This is a genomic window from Microbispora sp. NPDC088329 (genome assembly GCF_040685655.1).
Classification (GTDB): domain Bacteria; phylum Actinomycetota; class Actinomycetes; order Streptosporangiales; family Streptosporangiaceae; genus Microbispora.
In genome coordinates this window covers 1-17,607 of the sequence record NZ_JBFBIP010000047.1, presented here as the reverse complement: position 1 = coordinate 17,607, position 17,607 = coordinate 1, and the positions used below count along the sequence as shown (strand labels likewise).

Below are 17,607 nucleotides of genomic sequence, written 5' to 3'. Positions count from 1 at the left end.
CGCAACGAGGCCACCAACACCCACGACGACCGACTCCGGCGATCGCCTGCGCCGGCCCCGCCCGGCCCGCCAGAACCCTGCCCGCCATCATCGGCGGCACTACTGGCGCTACCGGCACCACCGGGTCCGGCGCTCGCGGCACAGCCATCGGCGGCCTCACCGCCCATGGTCCCGGCGCCAGTGGGCGTGTTGTTTTCCACAGTGTCGTCGCGGGCGAGCGAACCCTCCGTCGACCACAAAGGAGAATCGGCAGTCAGCCGATCCCACCAGCCGTCATCACTATCATTCGAACGATGAGGAGGAACGGGATCACAGTCAAACAGATCCATCACACCTCCTCGCGAGATTTCGAAAACCTGTATTAATTCTTCCAGTGTCAACAAGAGCACGGCAAGTCGACGAGCCAATAAGGTGGAATCACAGACCCGCGAGTAGAAGACAGAATTGCCAGGCGTGAGCTTTATGCACGATTCATACCGGTACCGGCGCTGGCGCTAATTGCGCCCATGTGCCGCTTTACAGCGCCCCGGTTCCGCATGAGCGGCCGGTCAAACAAGAGGCATGAGATGGTGCCAGGCCGGGGCGTCCGCGAGACGTGGCATCGGCAGCAGGATGGCCTGGACCCACTCGTCCGGGCTCAGGTCGTGATCCGTTGGCTATGTTGATCTTTGAATAGTTTCGCCATCGGGGCGGACACATCGAGGTTCAGGAGTCATCGCAGCATGTCCGAATGGAATGACAAGATCATCGAGGAGTTCCGGGCGAACGGCGGCAAGGTCGGCGGGGCATTCGAGGGAAAATCGCTGATCCTGCTGACGACCACGGGCGCCAAAACGGGTATCGCCCGGACGAACCCGGTCGCCTGCCTGCCCGACGAAGACAGGCTTCTCATCTTCGCCTCCTACGCGGGTGCGCCACGCCACCCGGACTGGTATCACAACCTGCTGGCCAATCCCACGGTGACCGTCGAGGCCGGCGACGGAGCGGCGATCGAGACGTTCACCGCCACGGCCGTACCGCTGACGGGCGACGAGCGCGATCGCATGTACGCCCGCCAGGCCGAGCTGGTTCCGGTCTTCGCCGACTACCAGGCGCGTACGTCCCGCGTCATCCCCGTCGTCGCCCTCTATCGCCAGGACCCTGAGCGCTGAGACCCCGCACGCTCAGATCATGAGCGCGCGGGCGCCCCGCGACGGCCACGGCGGGGGACGGGCTCACCAGGGGTACAGGTACGCCCGCCAGACCGGCCCGTCGTGATCCGGAGACGGCGCTGCGGGCCGGACACGGTTCAGGACGCGGGCGGCCCCGCCTCGTGGTCGGCCACGATGGCGTCGATGCGGGCCGCGAGCTTGTAGTCGAGGTCGGTCAGGCCACCGGCGTCGTGGGTGGTCAGCGCCAGGTGGAGGGTGCGCCACCGGATGTCGATGTCGGGATGGTGGTTCAGTGCCTCGGCCTGCTCGGCGATGTCGTTCACGATCGCGATGGCCGTACGGAAATCCCGGGCGACCACGGTCCTGCGGATCGTGTCCCCCTCGCGGCGCCAGTCGGAAGCCTCGTACATGGGATCAGGACATCACGAAACACCGGCCATTGTGTAGATTCGCCCGCGTGGATGAGCAGGTGGACGAGCATCTGGACGATCTTCGGCGTGAGCTGTGCGAGTACGGCCGGCGGGCGGCGGCCCTCGGGCTGGTGATCGGGACCTCCGGAAACCTGAGCGCCAGGCGGGACGACCTGGTCGTCGTCACGCCCTCGGGTGTGGCGCTGGACCGGCTGCGCCCGGAGGACTGCCCCGTGGTCGACCTCGGAGGACGGGTAGTCGACGGGGAGCGCAAGCCCTCCTCGGAGACGCCCATGCATCTCGCGCTGTACGAGGCGACCGGCGCCGGTGCGGTCGTGCACACCCACTCGGTCTTCGCGACCGTGGTCGCCTCGACCATGGCCGAGCTGCCGCCGATCCACTACAACGCCCTGCTGCTCGGCGGCACGGTCCGGGTGGCCCCGTACGCGACGTACGGCACGCCCGAGCTGGCGGGCAACGTCATCGCCGCGATCGAGGGCAGGCAGGCCGCCCTGATGGCCAGCCACGGCGCGGTGACCATCGGGGGCGGCATGAACGGCGTGGAAAGCCTGGAGCAGGCGTTCGAGGCGACCCGCCTGCTGGAGTGGCTGTGCGAGGTCTACGTCCGCGCCCTCGGGGTGGGCCGGCCCACGGTGCTCACCGAGGACCAGCTCACCGCCGTGATAGAGCGGGCACTCGCCGGTTAACCCAGCACGACCTTCCTGGCCAGGCCGAGCGGAAGCCCGCCCGAGCCCGCGATCGTGTCGTGGAAGGTGCGCAGATCGCCCGCGTAGTCCGCCCTGATGCGCTCGATCTCCAGCGCGCCCGTGAGGTAGGACGGCGCCTGCGTGGGCCAGGCGCAGTAGCGGCTGACCTCACCGGACGCAGTGCCCGGCGACAGCGACGCCTTCGTGGTCAGGAACTCCTCCGCCTGCTCGATCGACATGTCGTCGCAGTGCAGCGCGGTGTCCACCACGATCCGGGCGGCCCGCCAGATGCGGCAGTCGAGGTGGGCGAGCTCGGTCTGTGGCGTGTCGAAGTAGCCCTGCTCGTGCATGAGCTTCTCGACGTAGAGCCCCCAGCCCTCGACGAAGTAGGGCGTACGGAAGATCTTGCGGGCGCGGTGCGGGTTGCCGGCCATCCAGGACAGGTGCCAGTGATGGCCGGGGTAGGCCTCGTGCACGCTGATCGAGGGCATCTGGGCGCGTGAGTTGGTCCGCAGCCGCTGCCGCACCTGCTCCTCGGTGAAGCCGTCGGGGGTGTACGGCACGAAGAAGACGCCGTCCCGCGAGGACGACAGCGGCGGCGGGGCGAGGTAGCTGGCGACGGCGATGATGGGCCGCTGGAACTCCGGCGAGGGCTCGACCCGGCACAGCTCCCCCTCGGGGAAGGTCACCAGCCCGCGCTCGCGAACGAACTCGCGCGCCCGCTGTGTCTCGGCCTCATACTCGGCGCGCATGGCCTCCAGGGTCGGCGGGTGGTCGTCCATGAGCGACTCCATCGCCTCCCGCCAGCTGCCGGAACCGAGGCGGGCGGCGACCTCCGTCATCCGCGCGTCCAGCTCGGCCCAGGCCTGACGGCCCTTCTCGTGCAGCTCGGCGGCGCCATATCCGAGCATCTCCTGCTCCCGCAGCAGCGCGGAGTAGAGCTCCTCGCCCATCCGCCAGGTGCCCCGGGCCTCGAAGCCCTCCAGGAAGCGGACCAGCCCGTCGAACGCGTCGGCGGCCGGTTCTGCGGCCCTCGTCAGCCGCGCCCGCAGATCCGGGTCGCCGACCAGCGCGGGCAGCGTCTCGGTCAGGAAGCGGCGTCCCGTACGGGCCTGGTCGAGGCCGCGCTTGACCAGCAGGTCTGCGGCGAGCTCGGGGTCCAGGTTAGCCTGACAGGCGGCGAGCACGGCGGGCACCTCGGCCAGCCGCGCGACGGCGGCGTCGACCAGCTCGGCCTCCGGCTTGAGGCGCTGCTGGAACGGCGTGAACATCGACCCGAAGATCACCCCGAGGTAGGCGGCCGGTTCGCGCCGCCATTCCGGCCAGCGGGCCTGCGCGATCTGCCCGCGCAGGTGCGCGGCGACCAGGTCCCTGTCGATTTCGTCTTCCGGGCTTTCCGGCGTCGCCTCCGACAGCTTGCGCAGCCACTCCTCCGCCGCCCGCTCCCGCGCGACGAAGGCGGCCTCGCTGAGGTCGCCCAGCGTGCGGTCGTATCCGTCGGCCCCGAGGAGGGCCGCCCTGACCGGGTTCTCGGCCAGGTACCAGTCGATGAACTCGTCCACCAGCGTCATAGCGCCCGACTCTATCCGCGACACTTGTGTGGAAGCCCCCAGAAAAGGAGCGATTGGTGCCCCTGCAGATCACCGGCGCCCCCAGCGACCCCGACCTGATCCGCCTGCCGTGGGACGTTCCCCTGGAGGAGTGGCCCGTCCACCACCTGGTGACGCTGCCCCGCGGCATCTCCCGGCACGTGGTGCGCTTCGCCCGGCTCAGCGGCCGGGTGTACGCGATCAAGGAGATCAGCACGCGGTACGCCAAGCGGGAGTATCAGCTGCTGTGGGACCTGGCGCGGCACGACGCCCCCGCCGTCGAGCCGGTCGCCGTCGTCACCGGCAGGACCGCCCCGGACGGCTCCGAACTGGACTCCGCCCTGATCACCCGGCACCTGCAGTTCTCTCTGCCGTACCGCGCCGTGCTGTCGGGCTCGGTGCGGCCCGACACGCTGATCCGCCTGCTCGACGCGCTCGCCGTCCTGCTCGTACGGCTCCATCTGACCGGCTTCTACTGGGGCGACTGCTCGCTGTCGAACACCTTGTTCCGGCGGGACGCCGGGGCGTTCGCGGCCTACCTGGTGGACGCCGAGACCGGTGAGCTCCATGCGGCGATCAGCGAGGGCCAGCGGGCCCACGACATCGATGTGGCGCACGTCAACATCTACGGCGAGATGCTCGACCTGGAGGCGGGCGGGCTGCTGCACCCGACCATCGACCCGCTGGCCTTCGCCGAGCAGCTCGTCGAGCGCTACCACCGGCTGTGGGACGAGCTGACCGAGGACGAGATCATCGAGGAGGTCGACTGGCACCGCGTGGACCAGCGGGTGCGCCGCCTCAACTCCCTCGGCTTCGACGTCGCCGAGATGATGGTGCGCCGCAAGGCCGGCACCTCCCGCCTCATCGTCCGGCCGAAGGTCGTGGACGCCGGGCACCACCAGCGCCGCCTGCTGCGTCTGACCGGCCTCGACGTGGAGGAGAACCAGGCCAGGCGGCTGCTCAACGACCTCGACTCGTTCCGGGTGTCCACCGGCCTGCGGCACGAGGACGAGGCGATCGTGGCCCATCGCTGGCTGGCCGAGGTGTTCCAGCCGGTGGTGAACGCGATCCCGGCCGACCTGCGGCGCAAGCTGGAGCCGGCCCAGCTCTTCCACGAGGTGCTCGACCACCGCTGGTACATGTCGGAGGCCGCGGGCAAGGACGTCGGCGTGGAGGCGGCGGTGCGGTCCTACGTGGACAACGTCCTGGTGCACAAGCCGGATGAGAAGGCCGTCATCGTCACGGCCGATCCCCTGTCTCCGTAGAAGCCGTCTCCGTAAGAGATTCCAGATAGGCGGCGGCCTCCGCGATCCGGTCCTCGCCGAAGACGCGTATGCCGTTCAGCTCCAGCAGCGCGGTCGTCACGCCCTGCCCGGGGGTGGTCCTCCCCCGGTGGCCGCCGTCGTAGATCCGCAGCGATCCGCACGACGGGCTGCCCTCCTTGAGGATCGCGACCCGTACGCCGAAGGACCGGGCGACGGCGAGGGCCTGCCGCGCTCCGGACAGGAACGCGGCGGTCACGTCGTCGCCCTCCGGCGTCAGGATCCGGGCCGCGCCCGCGAGGACGGCCGCGCCGCCGGCGCCGCCCTCGATCTCGGCGGGCGGACGGGGAACGGGCAGCCCGCCCTCGACCTCGGGGCAGAACCGCACCAGCCGCCCCTCCGCGCGCCAGCGGGCCAGCAGTTCGTCGTCGCTCGTCTTCGCCGCGCCGTCGTACCGCACCCGGCTGCCGAGCAGGCAGGCGCTGACCAGAATCCGTTCCACGCCCCCATTCTGGCCGCCGTACGGCGGTGGGCGCGCCCACCCCCCGAGATGAAGAAATTTCACGAAAATCGGGATTACCATTCCGAGAGGAACAATTTTTATTCTGCCGGACTAATCCGTTTATCCGAGCCGTTTTCGACTCGGGGTGGCCATCCACCTGCTCCTCTAATGTTGGCCGCGCTGTATCGGCGAGGCGAGGCGAGGAGTTGCGGGTTGATCGGGATAGAGGACTGCCTCTCCGAGGCCATGTCGATCCCGGGGGCGCTCGGGGCCATTCTCGTGGACCACACCAGTGGCATGGCCGTCGCGGGGAAGGGGGTACCCGATCCCGGGAGGGCGGCCGCGGGGCTCAGCGAGGCGTACCGCGCCACGCTCGACGGGATCGCGATGGCGTCCCAGGAGACGGGTTTCCGGATCGAGGACGTGATCGTCACCACGGGCACGTCCTATCACCTGGTGCGGCCCATGGAGATGATGTTCGACGGCCCGCTGCTGCTGTGCCTGCGCCTGGACGTGGAGCGGTCGAACCTCGCCCTGGCACGCCGGCGGCTGCGCACCATCACGGACGAGCTGGTCGCGTCCTGATGGGAGTCTGACCGGTGGCCGCCCCGACTCTCGACACCGTGCTCACGGGCCTCGCCCAGGATGAGGCCACCGGCTCGCTGCGCGTGGGCAAGGAGGGCACGGTCTACTACGCCCGCGGCCGGGTGGCGTACGTGGAGTGCGCGGCCACGCCCGGCGTGGAGGAGTTGATCGGCGCGTCGGGCCGGATCAGCGCGAACGGGATGCGGCGCGCGCGGCAGGAGGCCGGCCCCGGCGGCGGCGGCGCCCTGCTCGTGGACAGAGGGGTGCTCAGCCGGGGCGAGCTGGAGTTCTGCGTGCTGTCCGCCACGCTCGACGCGGCGTTCTTCCTGCTCGCGCCGAGAACGATCAGGACCAGGTTCAAGGAGGGCGACGCTCACTGGCTCGGGGTGCACTGGTTCTTCGACGTGGCGGGGCTGCTGCGCGAATGCGCGAGGCGCCGGGCCCGGCTGGAACGGGCCTGGCCCTCGGCCGAGCTGGACGCGCGTCCGGTGACGCCCCTGCGGCGGATCCCGGGCACGCACGCGCTGCTCACCCGGCTGCAGTGGGAGCTGCTGCTCGCCGCGGACTCCACCGCCACACCGGCCGACCTGGCCCGGCGCCTCGGGCGTCCCGCCTATTCCACGCTGCTGGCCGTACGGGAGCTCGCGGCGGCCGGGCTGGTGGCGGCGGGCGGGATGGCGGCGTTGCCGAAGCGCGCGCCCAAGCCGGCCGCGCCGCCGGCGCCCCAGCGGGCCGGCTCGGGGGGACTGCCGCAGGTCAACGGCGACGCGGCCGACGTGAACCTGCTGCTCAGGCTGCGTGACGCGCTGGAGGCGCTGTAGTGATCGGGTGGCTCAAGCGGGCCGGAAGGGGTGTCTCTGTGGACCTGCGCCACGACATACACGAGGAGCTGATCGTCCTGCGCGAGCGGGCGCCCGAGATCACCGGAGCGCTCACCTGCACGGTCGACGGCATGCTCGTGACGACGGACCTGGCCGCCGGCACCGAGCAGACCGCGGCGCTCACGTCGGCGCTGCTGTCGCTGAGCCGGAAGATGACCGATCTCGCCGGAATCGGGCGGCTGGAGGAGACGCTGATCTCCGGCGCCCAGGGGCACACCGCGTGCTACGCCGCGGGCCCCACGCTCGTCCTCACCGTTCTCGCAGGCCAGGGCGCCAACCTCGGCCTGCTCCGGATCGAGGGACGCAGGGCGGCGAACAAGATCGCCGCAATCGTCGAACGCGGATGACAACCGAGACAGGAGAAGAGACATGGCGAACATGGACGTCTCCCTGAAGGAGATGCTCACCATCGACGGCGCGATCGGCGCGGCGGTCGCCGACTACGGGAGCGGGATGGCGCTGGGCACGCTCGGCGGCTCCAAGGACCTCGACCTCCAGGTGGCCGCCGCGGCCAACACCGAGGTGGTCAAGGCCAAGCTCCGCGCGATGGACGCGCTCAAGCTCAACGACGGGATCGAGGACATCCTCATCACGCTGGGCACGCAGTATCACATCATCCGGCCGCTGGCCGGCCGCGGCGGCAAGGGGCTGTTCCTCTACCTCGCCCTCGACCGCAACCGGGCCAACCTCGCGATGGCCCGCCACCAGCTCCGCGCGATCGAGGACAAGCTCGAGGTCTGAGCCCGCGCTCAGCTCCGGCCGGTGAGTTCCGTGATCGCCTCCGCGATGACCGGCCAGAGCGGTCGGGGCAGGTCGTGGCCCATCCCCGGGAAGGTCAGCAACTTCGCGCCGGGGATGGCGTCCGCGGTCGCGATCCCGCCTTCGAGGGTGACCAGCGGGTCGTCCTCGCCGTGGATCACCAGCGCGGGCACCGAGAGCCCGCGCAGTCCCTCCGTACGGTCGCCCGACCTCCGGATGGCGATGAACTGCCGGGCGGTGCCGGCGGGGTCGAAGGCCCGGTCGTAGGCCTCCGCGGCCACCCGGGTGACGCGCTCGACGTCCATCTCGTAGCCGGGAGAGCCGATGACCCGCGCGGTCTCGACGGCGCGGGCGAGCGCCTCGTCGCGGTCCTGCGGGGCGGGCGCCGTGAGCGCGGTCATGGCCGCCTCGGTCGCCTGTCCCACCCGGGGCCCCGGCGTGGACATGATCGAGGTCAGCGTACGCACCCGGGCGGGGTGGCGGGTGGCGAGGGCCTGGGCGATCATGCCGCCCATCGACGCGCCCACCACGTGGGCGCTCTCCCAGCCCAGCACGTCCATCAGGCCGGCCGTGTCGTCGGCCATGTCGTCCAGCAGGTACGACGTGACCGGCGCCTGGCCGTCCGCCGGGGTGAAGTGGGTGGACAGGCCGGCGTCCCGGTTGTCGAACCGGACGACCCGGTGGCCGGACCCGACCAGCAGCCCGATCAGCTCCTCTGGCCAGCTGATCATCTGTGCTCCGAGCCCCATGATGAGGACGACGGGACGTCCCCCGGGCTCGCCGAACACCTCGTAACAGATCTCGATGCCGTTCGCCGTCGCACGCATGCGAGCAGAATTACATTCGGTTTGCCCTGCTGCAAGCGACTCATGACCGGATCTGTACGGTTGTGTGGTGTGGTGTCGCAAATGACCCGCCGACGGCGGATACTCGTTCTTCTCATCTGCTGCATGAGCCTGCTGATCGTGTCTCTCGACAACACGATCGTCAACGTCGCCCTGCCGTCGCTCGGGCACGACCTGCACGCGCCGGTCTCCGGCCTCCAGTGGACGGTGGACGCCTACACGCTGACGCTCGCGAGCCTGCTCATGCTGGCCGGCTCGACGGCCGACCGCGTGGGCCGCCGCCGCACGTTCCAGACCGGTCTTGTGATCTTCACCGCCGGGTCGCTGCTGTGCAGCCTCGCCCCGAGCCTGGGCTGGCTGGTGGCCGCCCGGATCGTCCAGGCCGTCGGCGGGTCGATGCTCAACCCGGTGGCCATGTCGATCATCACGAACACGTTCACCGACCGCAGGGAGCGGGCTCAGGCGATCGGCGTGTGGGGCGGCGTGGTCGGCGTCAGCATGGCGCTCGGGCCGGTCGTCGGCGGCCTGCTCACCGACGCGGTGAACTGGCGGGCCATCTTCTGGATCAACGTGCCCATCGGGCTGCTCGCACTGTTCCTGACCTGGCGCTACGTCCCCGAGTCCAAGGCGCCGTCGGCCCGCGGGATCGACCCTGCCGGGCAGATCCTGGTCATCGTCCTGCTCGGCACGCTCACGTACGGGATCATCGAGGGTCCGGCCGCCGGCCCCGCGGTGAGCGCCGTCTGCTTCGCCGTCGCGGCGGCGGCCCTGGTCGCGCTGGTCGTCTGCGAACTGCGCAGGCGGGAACCGCTCATCGACATGCGGTTCTTCCGCAGCGCGCCGTTCTCGGGCGCGGCCGTCATGGCGGTGGCGGGGTTCGCCGGCCTGGGGGCCTTCCTGTTCCTCAACACGCTCTATCTGCAGAGCAATCGCGGGCTGTCCGCCCTCGCCGCCGGGCTGTGCACGCTGCCGGTCGCGGTGACCACGACGATCGTGGGGCCGCTTTCTGGCCGGCTCGTCGGCACCCGCGGCCCGCGCGTGCCCCTGATCGTGGCGGGCGTGTGCCTGACCTCCGCCGGGGCGCTGCTGTCCCAGGTGACGCTCACCACCCCGCTCCCCCTGCTACTCGGGATCTACCTGGTCTTCGGCGTCGGGTTCGGCATGCTCAACCCCCCGATCACCAACACCGCCGTCTCCGGGATGCCGCTCGCGCAGGCGGGCGTGGCCGCCGCGGTCGCCTCGACCAGCAGGCAGGTCGGCCAGTCTCTCGGCGTGGCCATCGCGGGCTCCGTGGTCTCGAACGCCGTGGTCTCGGGCACCGCCGCGAACGGCGCCTTCGTCCCGGCCGCGCACGCGGCCTTCCGCGTCAACGCCCTGTACGGCCTGATCGTGCTGGCGGTCGCCCTCCTGACCACGGGCCGCTGGGCCAGGGCCACGGCCGAGCGTACGGCGGCCAGGCTCTCGGAAAGCCCGCAGGTCACCCTGTCACGGGGGTGAATCCCGCGTCTGCGAGGACCCTGCGGCCCTCGTTGGACAGGACGAGGTCGACGAACTCCCGGGTCAGGGCGAGCCGCTCGGTCCCGGGGACGGTCGCGATGAGATAGTCCTCGACCGCCTTGGCCGCCTCGGGGAAGTCCACGCCCTCCACCGCTCCCGCCGCCGCCTTGACGTCCGTACGGTAGACCAGCGCCGCGTCCGCCTCGCCGCGCCGCACCCTGGCCAGCGCCTTGGCGGCGTCCCGCTCCCGGGCGACCGGCGTCACGGTCACTGCGGCGGCGGCGAGCGCGGTGCGGGCGCCCTCCCCGCATGGCGCCGGCGACGCGCACAGGGCCACCCTGACGCCGGGAGCGGCCAGGTCCTTCAGGCCCGTGACGTGGGCAGGGTTGCCGACCGGCACGGCGATCCGAAGGCTGTCGCGCGCGAAGACCCGCGGGGCGGGCGCCCCCGACCCGCGCATGGCCGTAGGACCGGCCGCGGCGAACAGATCGGCCGGGGCTCCCCGGACGATGCGCCGCGCCAGCGCGGGGCTGCCGCCGAAGTCGAACCGGACGGCGACGCCGGGGTGGGCGGCCTCGAACGCCTTGCCGAGCGAGCCGAACGTCCCGGTGAGCGAGGTGTCGGCGAACACGGTGAGCGTCTGCCTCCCACCGCCCCCGCAGCCGGTCAGGGCGAGCAGCAGCAGCGCGAGCGCCAGGGGCGGTGTGACATGGTTCACCTTGGGATATATGCCCTAAGAAGGCGTTTAGAGGTCATGCCTGGCGAAAGACTCTCTATTAGACATAAACCGGCCCGAGTGAGGAGAGACATCTTGAGCGTCAACCCTTCCTCCAGAATGCGTGAGAGCAGCCAGCCCTGGCTTCATCAGAGGGGCACCGAGATACAGGGGTTCGGGACCGTGCGCGACTTCCCGGTCGGACTGCCGAGGGAAACGCGCGAATACTCCTGTCAGCGCCTCAACCAGATCCTCGCCGACACGCAGATCCTCTACAGCCTGTACAAGAAGCACCACTGGCTCATGCGGGGGCCGACCTTCTACCAGCTGCACCTGCTCCTGGACAAGCACGCGAGCGAGCAGCTGCCGATCATCGACGCGATCGCCGAACGCATCCAGACCCTCGGCGGCGTCGCGGTCGGCGATCCGCGTCAGGTGGCGGAGATGACCGTGATCCCGCGGCCGCCGGACGGCGTGGAGGAGGTGCCCGCCATGCTCTCCCGGCTCCTGGAGGCGCACGAGACCATCCTGGTCGCCGCGCACGACGCCGCCTCCCGGGCGGACGAGATGGGCGACGACGGCACCAACGACCTGCTGGTCTCCGAGGTCATCCGCACGGGCGAGCTGCAGGCGTGGTTCCTCGCCGAGCACCTCGTGGACACACCGCTCGTCCGCGCCTGACTTTCCCGCTTCGCCCGAGCGTCAGCCGGTGACGCTCGGGCGGCCGTTCTCGATGTGTCCCATCAGCCGCCGGGCGAACCCGTCGTGCCCCGCCACGCCGATCACGAGGTCGTACCACCCGGCGGGCGCGTGCCACCCGACGCGGGCGGTGCCTCCCGGCGCGATCCGGACCGCACGCGCGACGCCGTCATAGGCCAGCGGGGTGACCGACACCTCGACGGGGAAGGCGCCGGGGAGGGATACGGGGTTCGCCACGGCGATCACGAGGGTGCGGGCGCCGGCGTCGACCTCGCTGGTGACCTCAACCGGGTCGGCCGTCCCGCCGCGGAACTCCCGGCGGAATCCGTTCGGCCCGACGAGCACCAGGTCGTACGACGGGCAGGGGAAGTAGACCGCCTCCTCGGCCGTGCCGAGCACGTCGAAGTGCGTCGGCCTGGCGAGCTCGCCCAGGTGGCCGTACAGGATGAAGTGGGCCGAGGCGGCACCGGAGTTGCGCATCGTGATCTCCACGGACCGCGCCCGTACGACCGCGTCGGCGTCCGGCTGGTACGGCAGCGCGCGTGCGGGCTTGACTCCGGGCTCCTGGACCGGCATCCGCTGCTCGGCGGGCACCTGCGGATACCACCGGTTCCCGGCCGGGGCCGGCCGCGGACCGGCCCCGGTCTCCGCGGAAGGCGGGGCCATGGGGGCTGTGAGATCGAAGGGGGAGGTGAAGTCGAACGCTGAGGTGAGGTCGCCCGCCACCCGGCGCCGCCATGCCGCGATGGGCGCCGTGATCCCGAACCGGCGCTCCAGGAACCGCACGGTCGAGGTGTGGTCGAACGTCTCGGAGCAGACGTGGCCGCCCACGCTCCACGGCGAAACGACGATCATGGGGACGCGGACGCCGAGACCCATCGGACGCCCGCCGACGAACTCCTCCGGGGTGCCGTCGGGCGGGACCGGCGGCGGCACGTGGTCGAAGAAGCCGTCGTTCTCGTCGTAGGTGACGAACAGGGCGGTCCGCGCCCAGACCTCGGGATGCGACCCCAGCGCGTCGAGCAGCTTGTGGACGACCCGTCCGCCCTCCACGGCCGACGACCCCTCTGGGTGCTCGGAGTCGGCGAGCGAGGGCACGACGTACGACACCGCGGGCAGGCGCCCGGCCGCCACGTCGGCCGCGAACCAGTCCCCCAGACCGCCCGTGGGCGCGCGGCGCAGCGCCCGGTCGTAGAGGTCGCGGTCGGCCGGTTCGAGGGCGGCCACCCGCTCCGCCAGCTCCGCGAGCAGCCGCGCGGGGTCCTCCGCCGCCCGGACCTTCTCGTAGAAGGAGCGCATGCTCCCCAGCCCGATCCGGTCCGTCACGGCCATGAACGGCCGGAAGAACTCGAGGTTGTTGCACTCGTAGTTGTCCCACTCCTGGTACACCTGCCAGGTGTGCCCGGCCCGCGTCAGCAGTTCGGGCACGGTGACCCAGTCGTAGCCCGGATGCCCCTCCGCGCCCTCGGACGCGACGTTGTCCAGCGCGCGCTGCCGGGTGCCCGGCTCGTAGCCCGTGTAACCCGACATGTGGTAGTTGCGGTTGGGCGTCGTCGAGGTCAGCAGCGAGCAGTGGTAGGCGTCGCAGATCGTGAACGTGTCGGCGAGCTCGTAGTGGAAGGGCAGGTCGCGCCGGTCGTAGTAGGCCATCGAGCCGGGCCCCTTGCTGGGCACCCAGGCGTCGTTCCAGCCCATGGCCCAGGCGTTCTGGGTGCCGAGCCAGGTGTGGTCGTGCGTGTCGAGCAGCATCGGGTCCGCCCCCGCCCGCTCGGCCGCCTCCCGTACGGAGAAGGGCAGCACGCCGTCCTGCTCGAAAATCGGCCGCCGGGCCCGGGTGGACACCGCGTTGCGGTCCCCGAATCCCCGCACCCCGCGCATCCGGCCGAAGTAATGGTCGAACGAGCGGTTCTCCAGCATGACGAAGACGACGTGTTCGACGTCGGACAGGCTCCCCGGGGGGACCGGCCGGGCCAGCGCCCGGAGCAGGGAAGGCGGCAGCGAGGATCCGGCCGGCATGGGCGCCCCTTCATCAGGAATCACGCGAAACGCCCACAACCTAACAGCGGTCCCTTTTCACACGAGTACGCGCCGGCGCGCCTCGGCGGGCGGCGGCAGGTGGACGCGGCCCAGCTCGCGCAGCGCGCGGGCGGCCCCGGCGCGGCGGGCCAGGGTGAGAGACCGCCGGGCGAGGTCGGCCGCCCGGTCCCGCTCGTGCGCCTCGGCGTACGCGTGCGCCGTGCGGGCCAGCACGTACGCCGCGAGGTAGCCGGGCGCGGCCGGAGCCGGCTCGCCTTCCAGGATCGCGATGGCGCCGCCCGGCCGGCCGAGATCGACCAGGCACCCCGCGCACAGCTCCGCCGGCGTCTCGACGGGCGCCTCGCGGCCGGTGGGCTCCCCCGTCCTGTCCGGGTCCTCCGGCTCCTCCGGCTCCTCCAGGCACTCCTCCAGGCAACGGTGGCACAGCTCCACCTCACCCCTCAGAGCGTGCGCCCGTGCCTCGTACCGCCGGGACAGCCTCTCGACCTCGGCCGGGACGCCCGTACGCGCACGGGCGGCGACGGCCGCCGCGACGACCTCGCCCGGGCCGGCCGCGTCGACCAGGCCCGCCCGCTGCAGGAGCGCGAACATCTCGGCGAGCGGGTCCTCCGACTCCCGAGACTCCCGGATCGCGCGGTCCGACCAGGCCCGCGCGCCGGACACGTCGCCCGCCTCGTGCTCCATGCGGCTGATCAGCTCTGCGTCCCGCGTCGCGAGCGCCGGCAACGCCCGCCGTACCAGGGGCGCGGCGTCCCTGCGGAACGTCTCGACGCCCGCCAGGACCGGCCCCAGCGCGGCGGCGACGTCGGCCGGCCTGCTGTCCGGCGCGGCGCAGGCGCCGGACAGCCGCTCGAAGTAGCGGATCGTGCCGGTGTCGGCGCGGGCCGGACGCTCGATCGCCCGCCCGACGCGTTCCTCCTCCTCTTCGGGAAAGAGCCCGGGCACCAGCGGGATCCCTGTGACGTGGTGCCACAGGGTCGTGCCGGAGGACGCGCCGACGAACAGGTCCGCCTCGTCCATGCCCAACACCCGGCATAGCAGCTCGGCGTGGCCGGCGTCCGGCCGCCGCTCCCCCGCCTCCCACGCGCGCACCGCGTCCGAGGGCAGCCCGGGCTCGTTCTCCCCCGCGGCTTCGATCAGCCGTTCTTCCAGGTCCCGGCGGCTCCACAGCCGGCCGCGGCGAAGTGCCCGCAGCCGTGCGGCCCACAGCGGGACGTCAATGGCGATCATCGGCGGCACCCCCCGGTTCTGTCGGTGCCGAGCAGTATGTTTGCGGCGTGCTGACCCGACGCGAGCTCAACCGCGCCCTGCTCGACCGTCAGATGCTGCTGCGTCCCAGCGACGTCAAGGCCCTGGCCGCGATCGAGCACCTGGTGGGCATGCAGTCGCAGGCTCCTCTCTCAGCCTACGTCGGCCTGTGGACCCGCCTGCGGGACTTCCGGCACGAGGACCTGGCCGAACTGCTCACCGAGCGCACCGCCGTACGGATCGCGTTGATGCGCGGCACCATCCACCTTGTCAGCGCCGACGACTGCCTCGCCCTGCGCCCGGTCCTGCAGCCGCTCCTCGACCGGCTGCTGCGCACGTCGCGCGGCCGGCTGCTGGACGGGGTGGATCTCGGCGAGGTGGCGCGCGTCGCCCGTGAACTGATGGAGGAGCGGCCGCTCAGCTTCGCGGAGCTGGAGGAGCTGCTCGGCGAGCGGTGGCCGGGCCGTGACGCGCTGGCCCAGGCCGTGCGCGCGGTCGTGCCGCTGGTGCAGGTCCCGCCGCGCGGGGTGTGGGGTGCCTCGGGCCAGGCCCGGCACGTCCCCGCCGAGTCATGGCTGGGCCGCCCGCTCGGCGACGGCTCGGCCGCCGGCGACATGGTGCTGCGTTACCTGGCCGCCTTCGGGCCGGCGTCGGTGAAGGACGTGCAGGCCTGGTCGGGCCTGACCGGGCTGCGCTCGGTGATGAAGAGCCTCGACCTGGTCACGTACCGGGACGAGAACGGGGTGGAGCTGTTCGACCTGCCCGGGGCGCCGCTGCCCGGCGCGGACGCCGAGGCGCCGGTGCGGTTCGTGGGGGAGTTCGACAACCTGCTGCTCGCGCACGCCGACCGGACACGCGTGATGGCCGAGGAGCACCGCCCTCGGGTCTTCACGATCAACGGGATCATCCGCGCGACGATCCTGGTCGACGGTTTCGTGGCGGGCCTGTGGCGTATTGAGCGGGGGCGTACTGAGCGGGGGCGTACTGAGCGGGGGCGCGTCGAACGGGGGCGCGGGCAGGCCGGAGAGACGGCGGTCCTGGAGATCGAGCCGTTCGCGCCGCTCGGCGCCGCCACGCGCGACGCCCTCGCGGCCGAGGGCGAGCGCCTGCTGGGCTTCGTGGCCGGCGACGCCACCGCGCGCGACATCCGCTTCCTGGAATAGAACCCTTTCCCGGGATGGGCGCTTTCCTGGGTAGGACGTATGGCGTGGAAACCCTCTCAGTGGCGGTGGACGCGCAGGCGAGCCCGGAGCGGGTCTTCGCCGTGCTGACGGACTGGCCCCGGCACCACGAGTGGATGGTGCTGACCCGGGCCTGGGTGGTCGCCGGAGACGGCCACAGCAGGGGAAGCAGGCTCGCGGCGGCCACCGGAGTCGGCCCGCTGTCGTTCGTGGACACGATGGACGTCACCGGCTGGCGTCCGCCGCACGAGGTGGAGGTCCGCCACACGGGCCGTGTCGTGCGCGGCATCGGCCGGTTCCACGTGCTGCCCCGTCCCGGCGGCGGAAGCAGGATCGTCTGGGAGGAACAGCTCCACGTGCCCTTCGGCCTGGCCGGGCGGATCGGCTGGCGGGTCGCCGGGCCGGTGAGCGCGTTCTTCCTGCGTCTGTCCCTGCGCCGCCTCGCCGCCCTCGCCCTGCGTGCCTAATCGAGCGCCATGTCGAAGAAGCGGCGTTCGAGGGCGGTCGCCCGGCGGAAGACGTCGAGCACTCCGGACCGGCCGTCCTCGTCGAGGCCGGGGCCGAGCCGGTCGAGCTCACGACGCAGGAAGCCCACCCACGCCTCGAACTCCGGCCCGCTGTGCAGGTCGATCCACTCCCGGTGGACGAAACTCTCGGCGGACCCGATGGTCCGCGAGGCCCAGCCGAGGTAGGTCCACTCGGCCACGCACAGCACCGCCAGGATCAGCGGGTAGTCCTGGCTCAGGCGCACCTCGTCCATCAGGGTCCGGAACTCGATCGTCACCGGCTCCAGTGCGGGCGGAGTGAGCTCGCCGCCGAGCGCGTCGAGCGCGCGGTGGAAGTAGCCGCGCTCGGTGTCGGCGACGGTCTGCCCGAGGAAGCGGCCCACGGCCACCCGCGACTCGAAGGTGTCGGCCGCGGCGACCGCGGCGCCGAGCAGCGCCGTGAAGGCGTCCACGAACTGGAAGTCCTGCTCCAGGTAGCGGCGCATGTCCGCGGTGCCGCTGTGGATCGCGGCCGCGAAGGGGTGCGTGACCACCGCGGTCCAGTCCGGCTCGCTCTCCGACCGCAGCCATGCGCTGAACGGCGTCCTCGATCCCTCGGTCATCCGCCATCTCTCCCCGTGTCCCGGCGTGAACGTTTCACGATGATCTCAAAACCCGCCGCCCGTCTCCACCTGCCCAACCGTGCTGAGCGCTCGGAGCGGAGGGAAACCCACCCGGACGAATCCGTTGACCGGCACTTAACAGGTCCGTAATTTGGTGCGTGTTGTTCCTCCTCATGAATGCTGTTCTCATTCATGAACGCCCCCCTTGCGGGACCAGGAGTAACCCCCTCGGTCAGGGGTCCTGCACGACATGCAAGGAGCTCGGCTTTGAGAACCACAACCAGAACCGGAGTCGGGGTGATCGGCACCCTTGTCGGGGTCGCCGCCCTGGTCGGAGGCGTCTTCACCGGCGTCTCCAACGCGGCACCCAGTGCGGGCGCCTACCGGATCGTGAACGGCGCGAGCGGCCTGTGCCTCACGGTTCCGGGCAG

Annotated in this window: 20 protein-coding genes; 11 read left to right on the top strand and 9 right to left on the bottom strand. The window is 71.4% G+C overall.

The genetic code is table 11. The features are described from left to right. On the bottom strand, positions 1 to 329 hold a 329-nt coding region (locus AB0O28_RS39350), incomplete at its 3' end, for a hypothetical protein (RefSeq protein ID WP_363648057.1). A gap of 393 nt (positions 330 to 722) precedes the next feature. On the opposite strand from AB0O28_RS39350, the gene AB0O28_RS39345 reads away from it, so the two are divergent. Then, positions 723 to 1,151: a nitroreductase family deazaflavin-dependent oxidoreductase gene (locus tag AB0O28_RS39345; RefSeq protein ID WP_363648055.1), complete on the top strand. Its 429-nt coding sequence runs from the start codon at positions 723 to 725 to the stop codon at positions 1,149 to 1,151. 137 nt (positions 1,152 to 1,288) lie between these two features. On the opposite strand, the gene AB0O28_RS39340 is transcribed toward AB0O28_RS39345, so the two are convergent. Further along, a complete protein-coding gene (locus AB0O28_RS39340) occupies positions 1,289 to 1,561 on the bottom strand; it encodes a 4a-hydroxytetrahydrobiopterin dehydratase (protein WP_363648053.1) in 273 nt (90 codons plus the stop codon). Between the two features lie 47 nt (positions 1,562 to 1,608). Here AB0O28_RS39340 and AB0O28_RS39335 point away from each other — a divergent pair, with 47 nt between their 5' ends. Then, entirely contained in the window at positions 1,609 to 2,268 is a 660-nt protein-coding gene (locus tag AB0O28_RS39335) for a class II aldolase/adducin family protein (RefSeq protein ID WP_363648051.1), read from the top strand. Here the strand turns inward: AB0O28_RS39335 and AB0O28_RS39330 are convergent. Beyond that, on the bottom strand, positions 2,265 to 3,839 hold the full coding sequence (locus tag AB0O28_RS39330; protein ID WP_363648049.1) for a DUF885 domain-containing protein: 1,575 nt from the start codon (positions 3,837 to 3,839) through the stop codon (positions 2,265 to 2,267). The genes AB0O28_RS39335 and AB0O28_RS39330 overlap by 4 nt on opposite strands. A gap of 56 nt (positions 3,840 to 3,895) precedes the next feature. Here AB0O28_RS39330 and AB0O28_RS39325 point away from each other — a divergent pair, with 56 nt between their 5' ends. Continuing rightward, the gene (locus AB0O28_RS39325; protein WP_363648047.1) at positions 3,896 to 5,122 is read left to right on the top strand and encodes a DUF4032 domain-containing protein; all 1,227 of its coding nucleotides are present in this window, start codon (positions 3,896 to 3,898) and stop codon (positions 5,120 to 5,122) included. Here AB0O28_RS39325 and AB0O28_RS39320 read toward each other — a convergent pair. Beyond that, positions 5,097 to 5,621, bottom strand: coding sequence for a DUF523 domain-containing protein (locus AB0O28_RS39320; protein ID WP_363648045.1), 525 nt, complete (start codon positions 5,619 to 5,621; stop codon positions 5,097 to 5,099). The genes AB0O28_RS39325 and AB0O28_RS39320 overlap by 26 nt on opposite strands. A gap of 213 nt (positions 5,622 to 5,834) precedes the next feature. Here AB0O28_RS39320 and AB0O28_RS39315 point away from each other — a divergent pair, with 213 nt between their 5' ends. Genes AB0O28_RS39315 through AB0O28_RS39300 form a run of 4 tightly spaced genes read left to right on the top strand, consistent with a single transcriptional unit; the run spans position 5,835 to position 7,828 of the window. After that, positions 5,835 to 6,206: a roadblock/LC7 domain-containing protein gene (locus AB0O28_RS39315; RefSeq protein WP_363648043.1), complete on the top strand. Its 372-nt coding sequence runs from the start codon at positions 5,835 to 5,837 to the stop codon at positions 6,204 to 6,206. 14 nt (positions 6,207 to 6,220) lie between these two features. Next, the gene (locus AB0O28_RS39310; protein WP_363648041.1) at positions 6,221 to 7,027 is read left to right on the top strand and encodes a hypothetical protein; all 807 of its coding nucleotides are present in this window, start codon (positions 6,221 to 6,223) and stop codon (positions 7,025 to 7,027) included. A gap of 38 nt (positions 7,028 to 7,065) precedes the next feature. After that, the gene (locus AB0O28_RS39305) at positions 7,066 to 7,434 is read left to right on the top strand and encodes a roadblock/LC7 domain-containing protein (protein ID WP_363648039.1); all 369 of its coding nucleotides are present in this window, start codon (positions 7,066 to 7,068) and stop codon (positions 7,432 to 7,434) included. A gap of 22 nt (positions 7,435 to 7,456) precedes the next feature. Beyond that, complete coding sequence (locus tag AB0O28_RS39300; RefSeq protein WP_363648037.1) at positions 7,457 to 7,828, top strand: hypothetical protein; 372 nt, start codon at positions 7,457 to 7,459, stop codon at positions 7,826 to 7,828. Positions 7,829 to 7,836: 8 nt separating this feature from the next. On the opposite strand, the gene AB0O28_RS39295 is transcribed toward AB0O28_RS39300, so the two are convergent. Next, positions 7,837 to 8,673, bottom strand: coding sequence for an alpha/beta hydrolase (locus AB0O28_RS39295; protein ID WP_363648035.1), 837 nt, complete (start codon positions 8,671 to 8,673; stop codon positions 7,837 to 7,839). A gap of 42 nt (positions 8,674 to 8,715) precedes the next feature. On the opposite strand from AB0O28_RS39295, the gene AB0O28_RS39290 reads away from it, so the two are divergent. Further along, positions 8,716 to 10,188: an MFS transporter gene (locus AB0O28_RS39290; protein WP_363648033.1), complete on the top strand. Its 1,473-nt coding sequence runs from the start codon at positions 8,716 to 8,718 to the stop codon at positions 10,186 to 10,188. On the opposite strand, the gene modA is transcribed toward AB0O28_RS39290, so the two are convergent. After that, on the bottom strand, positions 10,169 to 10,906 hold the full coding sequence (modA, locus tag AB0O28_RS39285; RefSeq protein WP_363648031.1) for a molybdate ABC transporter substrate-binding protein: 738 nt from the start codon (positions 10,904 to 10,906) through the stop codon (positions 10,169 to 10,171). The two genes, AB0O28_RS39290 and modA, sit on opposite strands and share 20 nt — an antisense overlap. 117 nt (positions 10,907 to 11,023) lie before the next feature. Here modA and AB0O28_RS39280 point away from each other — a divergent pair, with 117 nt between their 5' ends. After that, a complete protein-coding gene (locus AB0O28_RS39280) occupies positions 11,024 to 11,584 on the top strand; it encodes a DNA starvation/stationary phase protection protein (protein ID WP_363648059.1) in 561 nt (186 codons plus the stop codon). A 21-nt stretch (positions 11,585 to 11,605) separates the two neighbouring features. Here the strand turns inward: AB0O28_RS39280 and AB0O28_RS39275 are convergent, their stop codons facing one another. Together AB0O28_RS39275 and AB0O28_RS39270 are read right to left on the bottom strand one after the other, a co-directional pair. Beyond that, positions 11,606 to 13,618 carry a phosphocholine-specific phospholipase C gene (locus AB0O28_RS39275; RefSeq protein WP_363648029.1) on the bottom strand — a complete coding sequence of 671 codons (2,013 nt, stop codon included), beginning with the start codon at positions 13,616 to 13,618 and terminating at the stop codon, positions 11,606 to 11,608. 57 nt (positions 13,619 to 13,675) lie between these two features. Next, positions 13,676 to 14,869 carry a hypothetical protein gene (locus AB0O28_RS39270; RefSeq protein WP_363648027.1) on the bottom strand — a complete coding sequence of 398 codons (1,194 nt, stop codon included), beginning with the start codon at positions 14,867 to 14,869 and terminating at the stop codon, positions 13,676 to 13,678. Between the two features lie 47 nt (positions 14,870 to 14,916). Between AB0O28_RS39270 and AB0O28_RS39265 the strand changes: the two genes are divergently transcribed. Both AB0O28_RS39265 and AB0O28_RS39260 read left to right on the top strand, forming a co-directional pair. Further along, entirely contained in the window at positions 14,917 to 16,050 is a 1,134-nt protein-coding gene (locus AB0O28_RS39265) for a winged helix DNA-binding domain-containing protein (protein WP_363648025.1), read from the top strand. 44 nt (positions 16,051 to 16,094) lie between these two features. After that, positions 16,095 to 16,535 carry an SRPBCC family protein gene (locus AB0O28_RS39260; protein ID WP_363648020.1) on the top strand — a complete coding sequence of 147 codons (441 nt, stop codon included), beginning with the start codon at positions 16,095 to 16,097 and terminating at the stop codon, positions 16,533 to 16,535. Here the strand turns inward: AB0O28_RS39260 and AB0O28_RS39255 are convergent. Next, positions 16,532 to 17,176 carry a TenA family protein gene (locus tag AB0O28_RS39255; protein WP_363648018.1) on the bottom strand — a complete coding sequence of 215 codons (645 nt, stop codon included), beginning with the start codon at positions 17,174 to 17,176 and terminating at the stop codon, positions 16,532 to 16,534. The genes AB0O28_RS39260 and AB0O28_RS39255 overlap by 4 nt on opposite strands. Positions 17,177 to 17,607 lie beyond the last annotated feature (431 nt).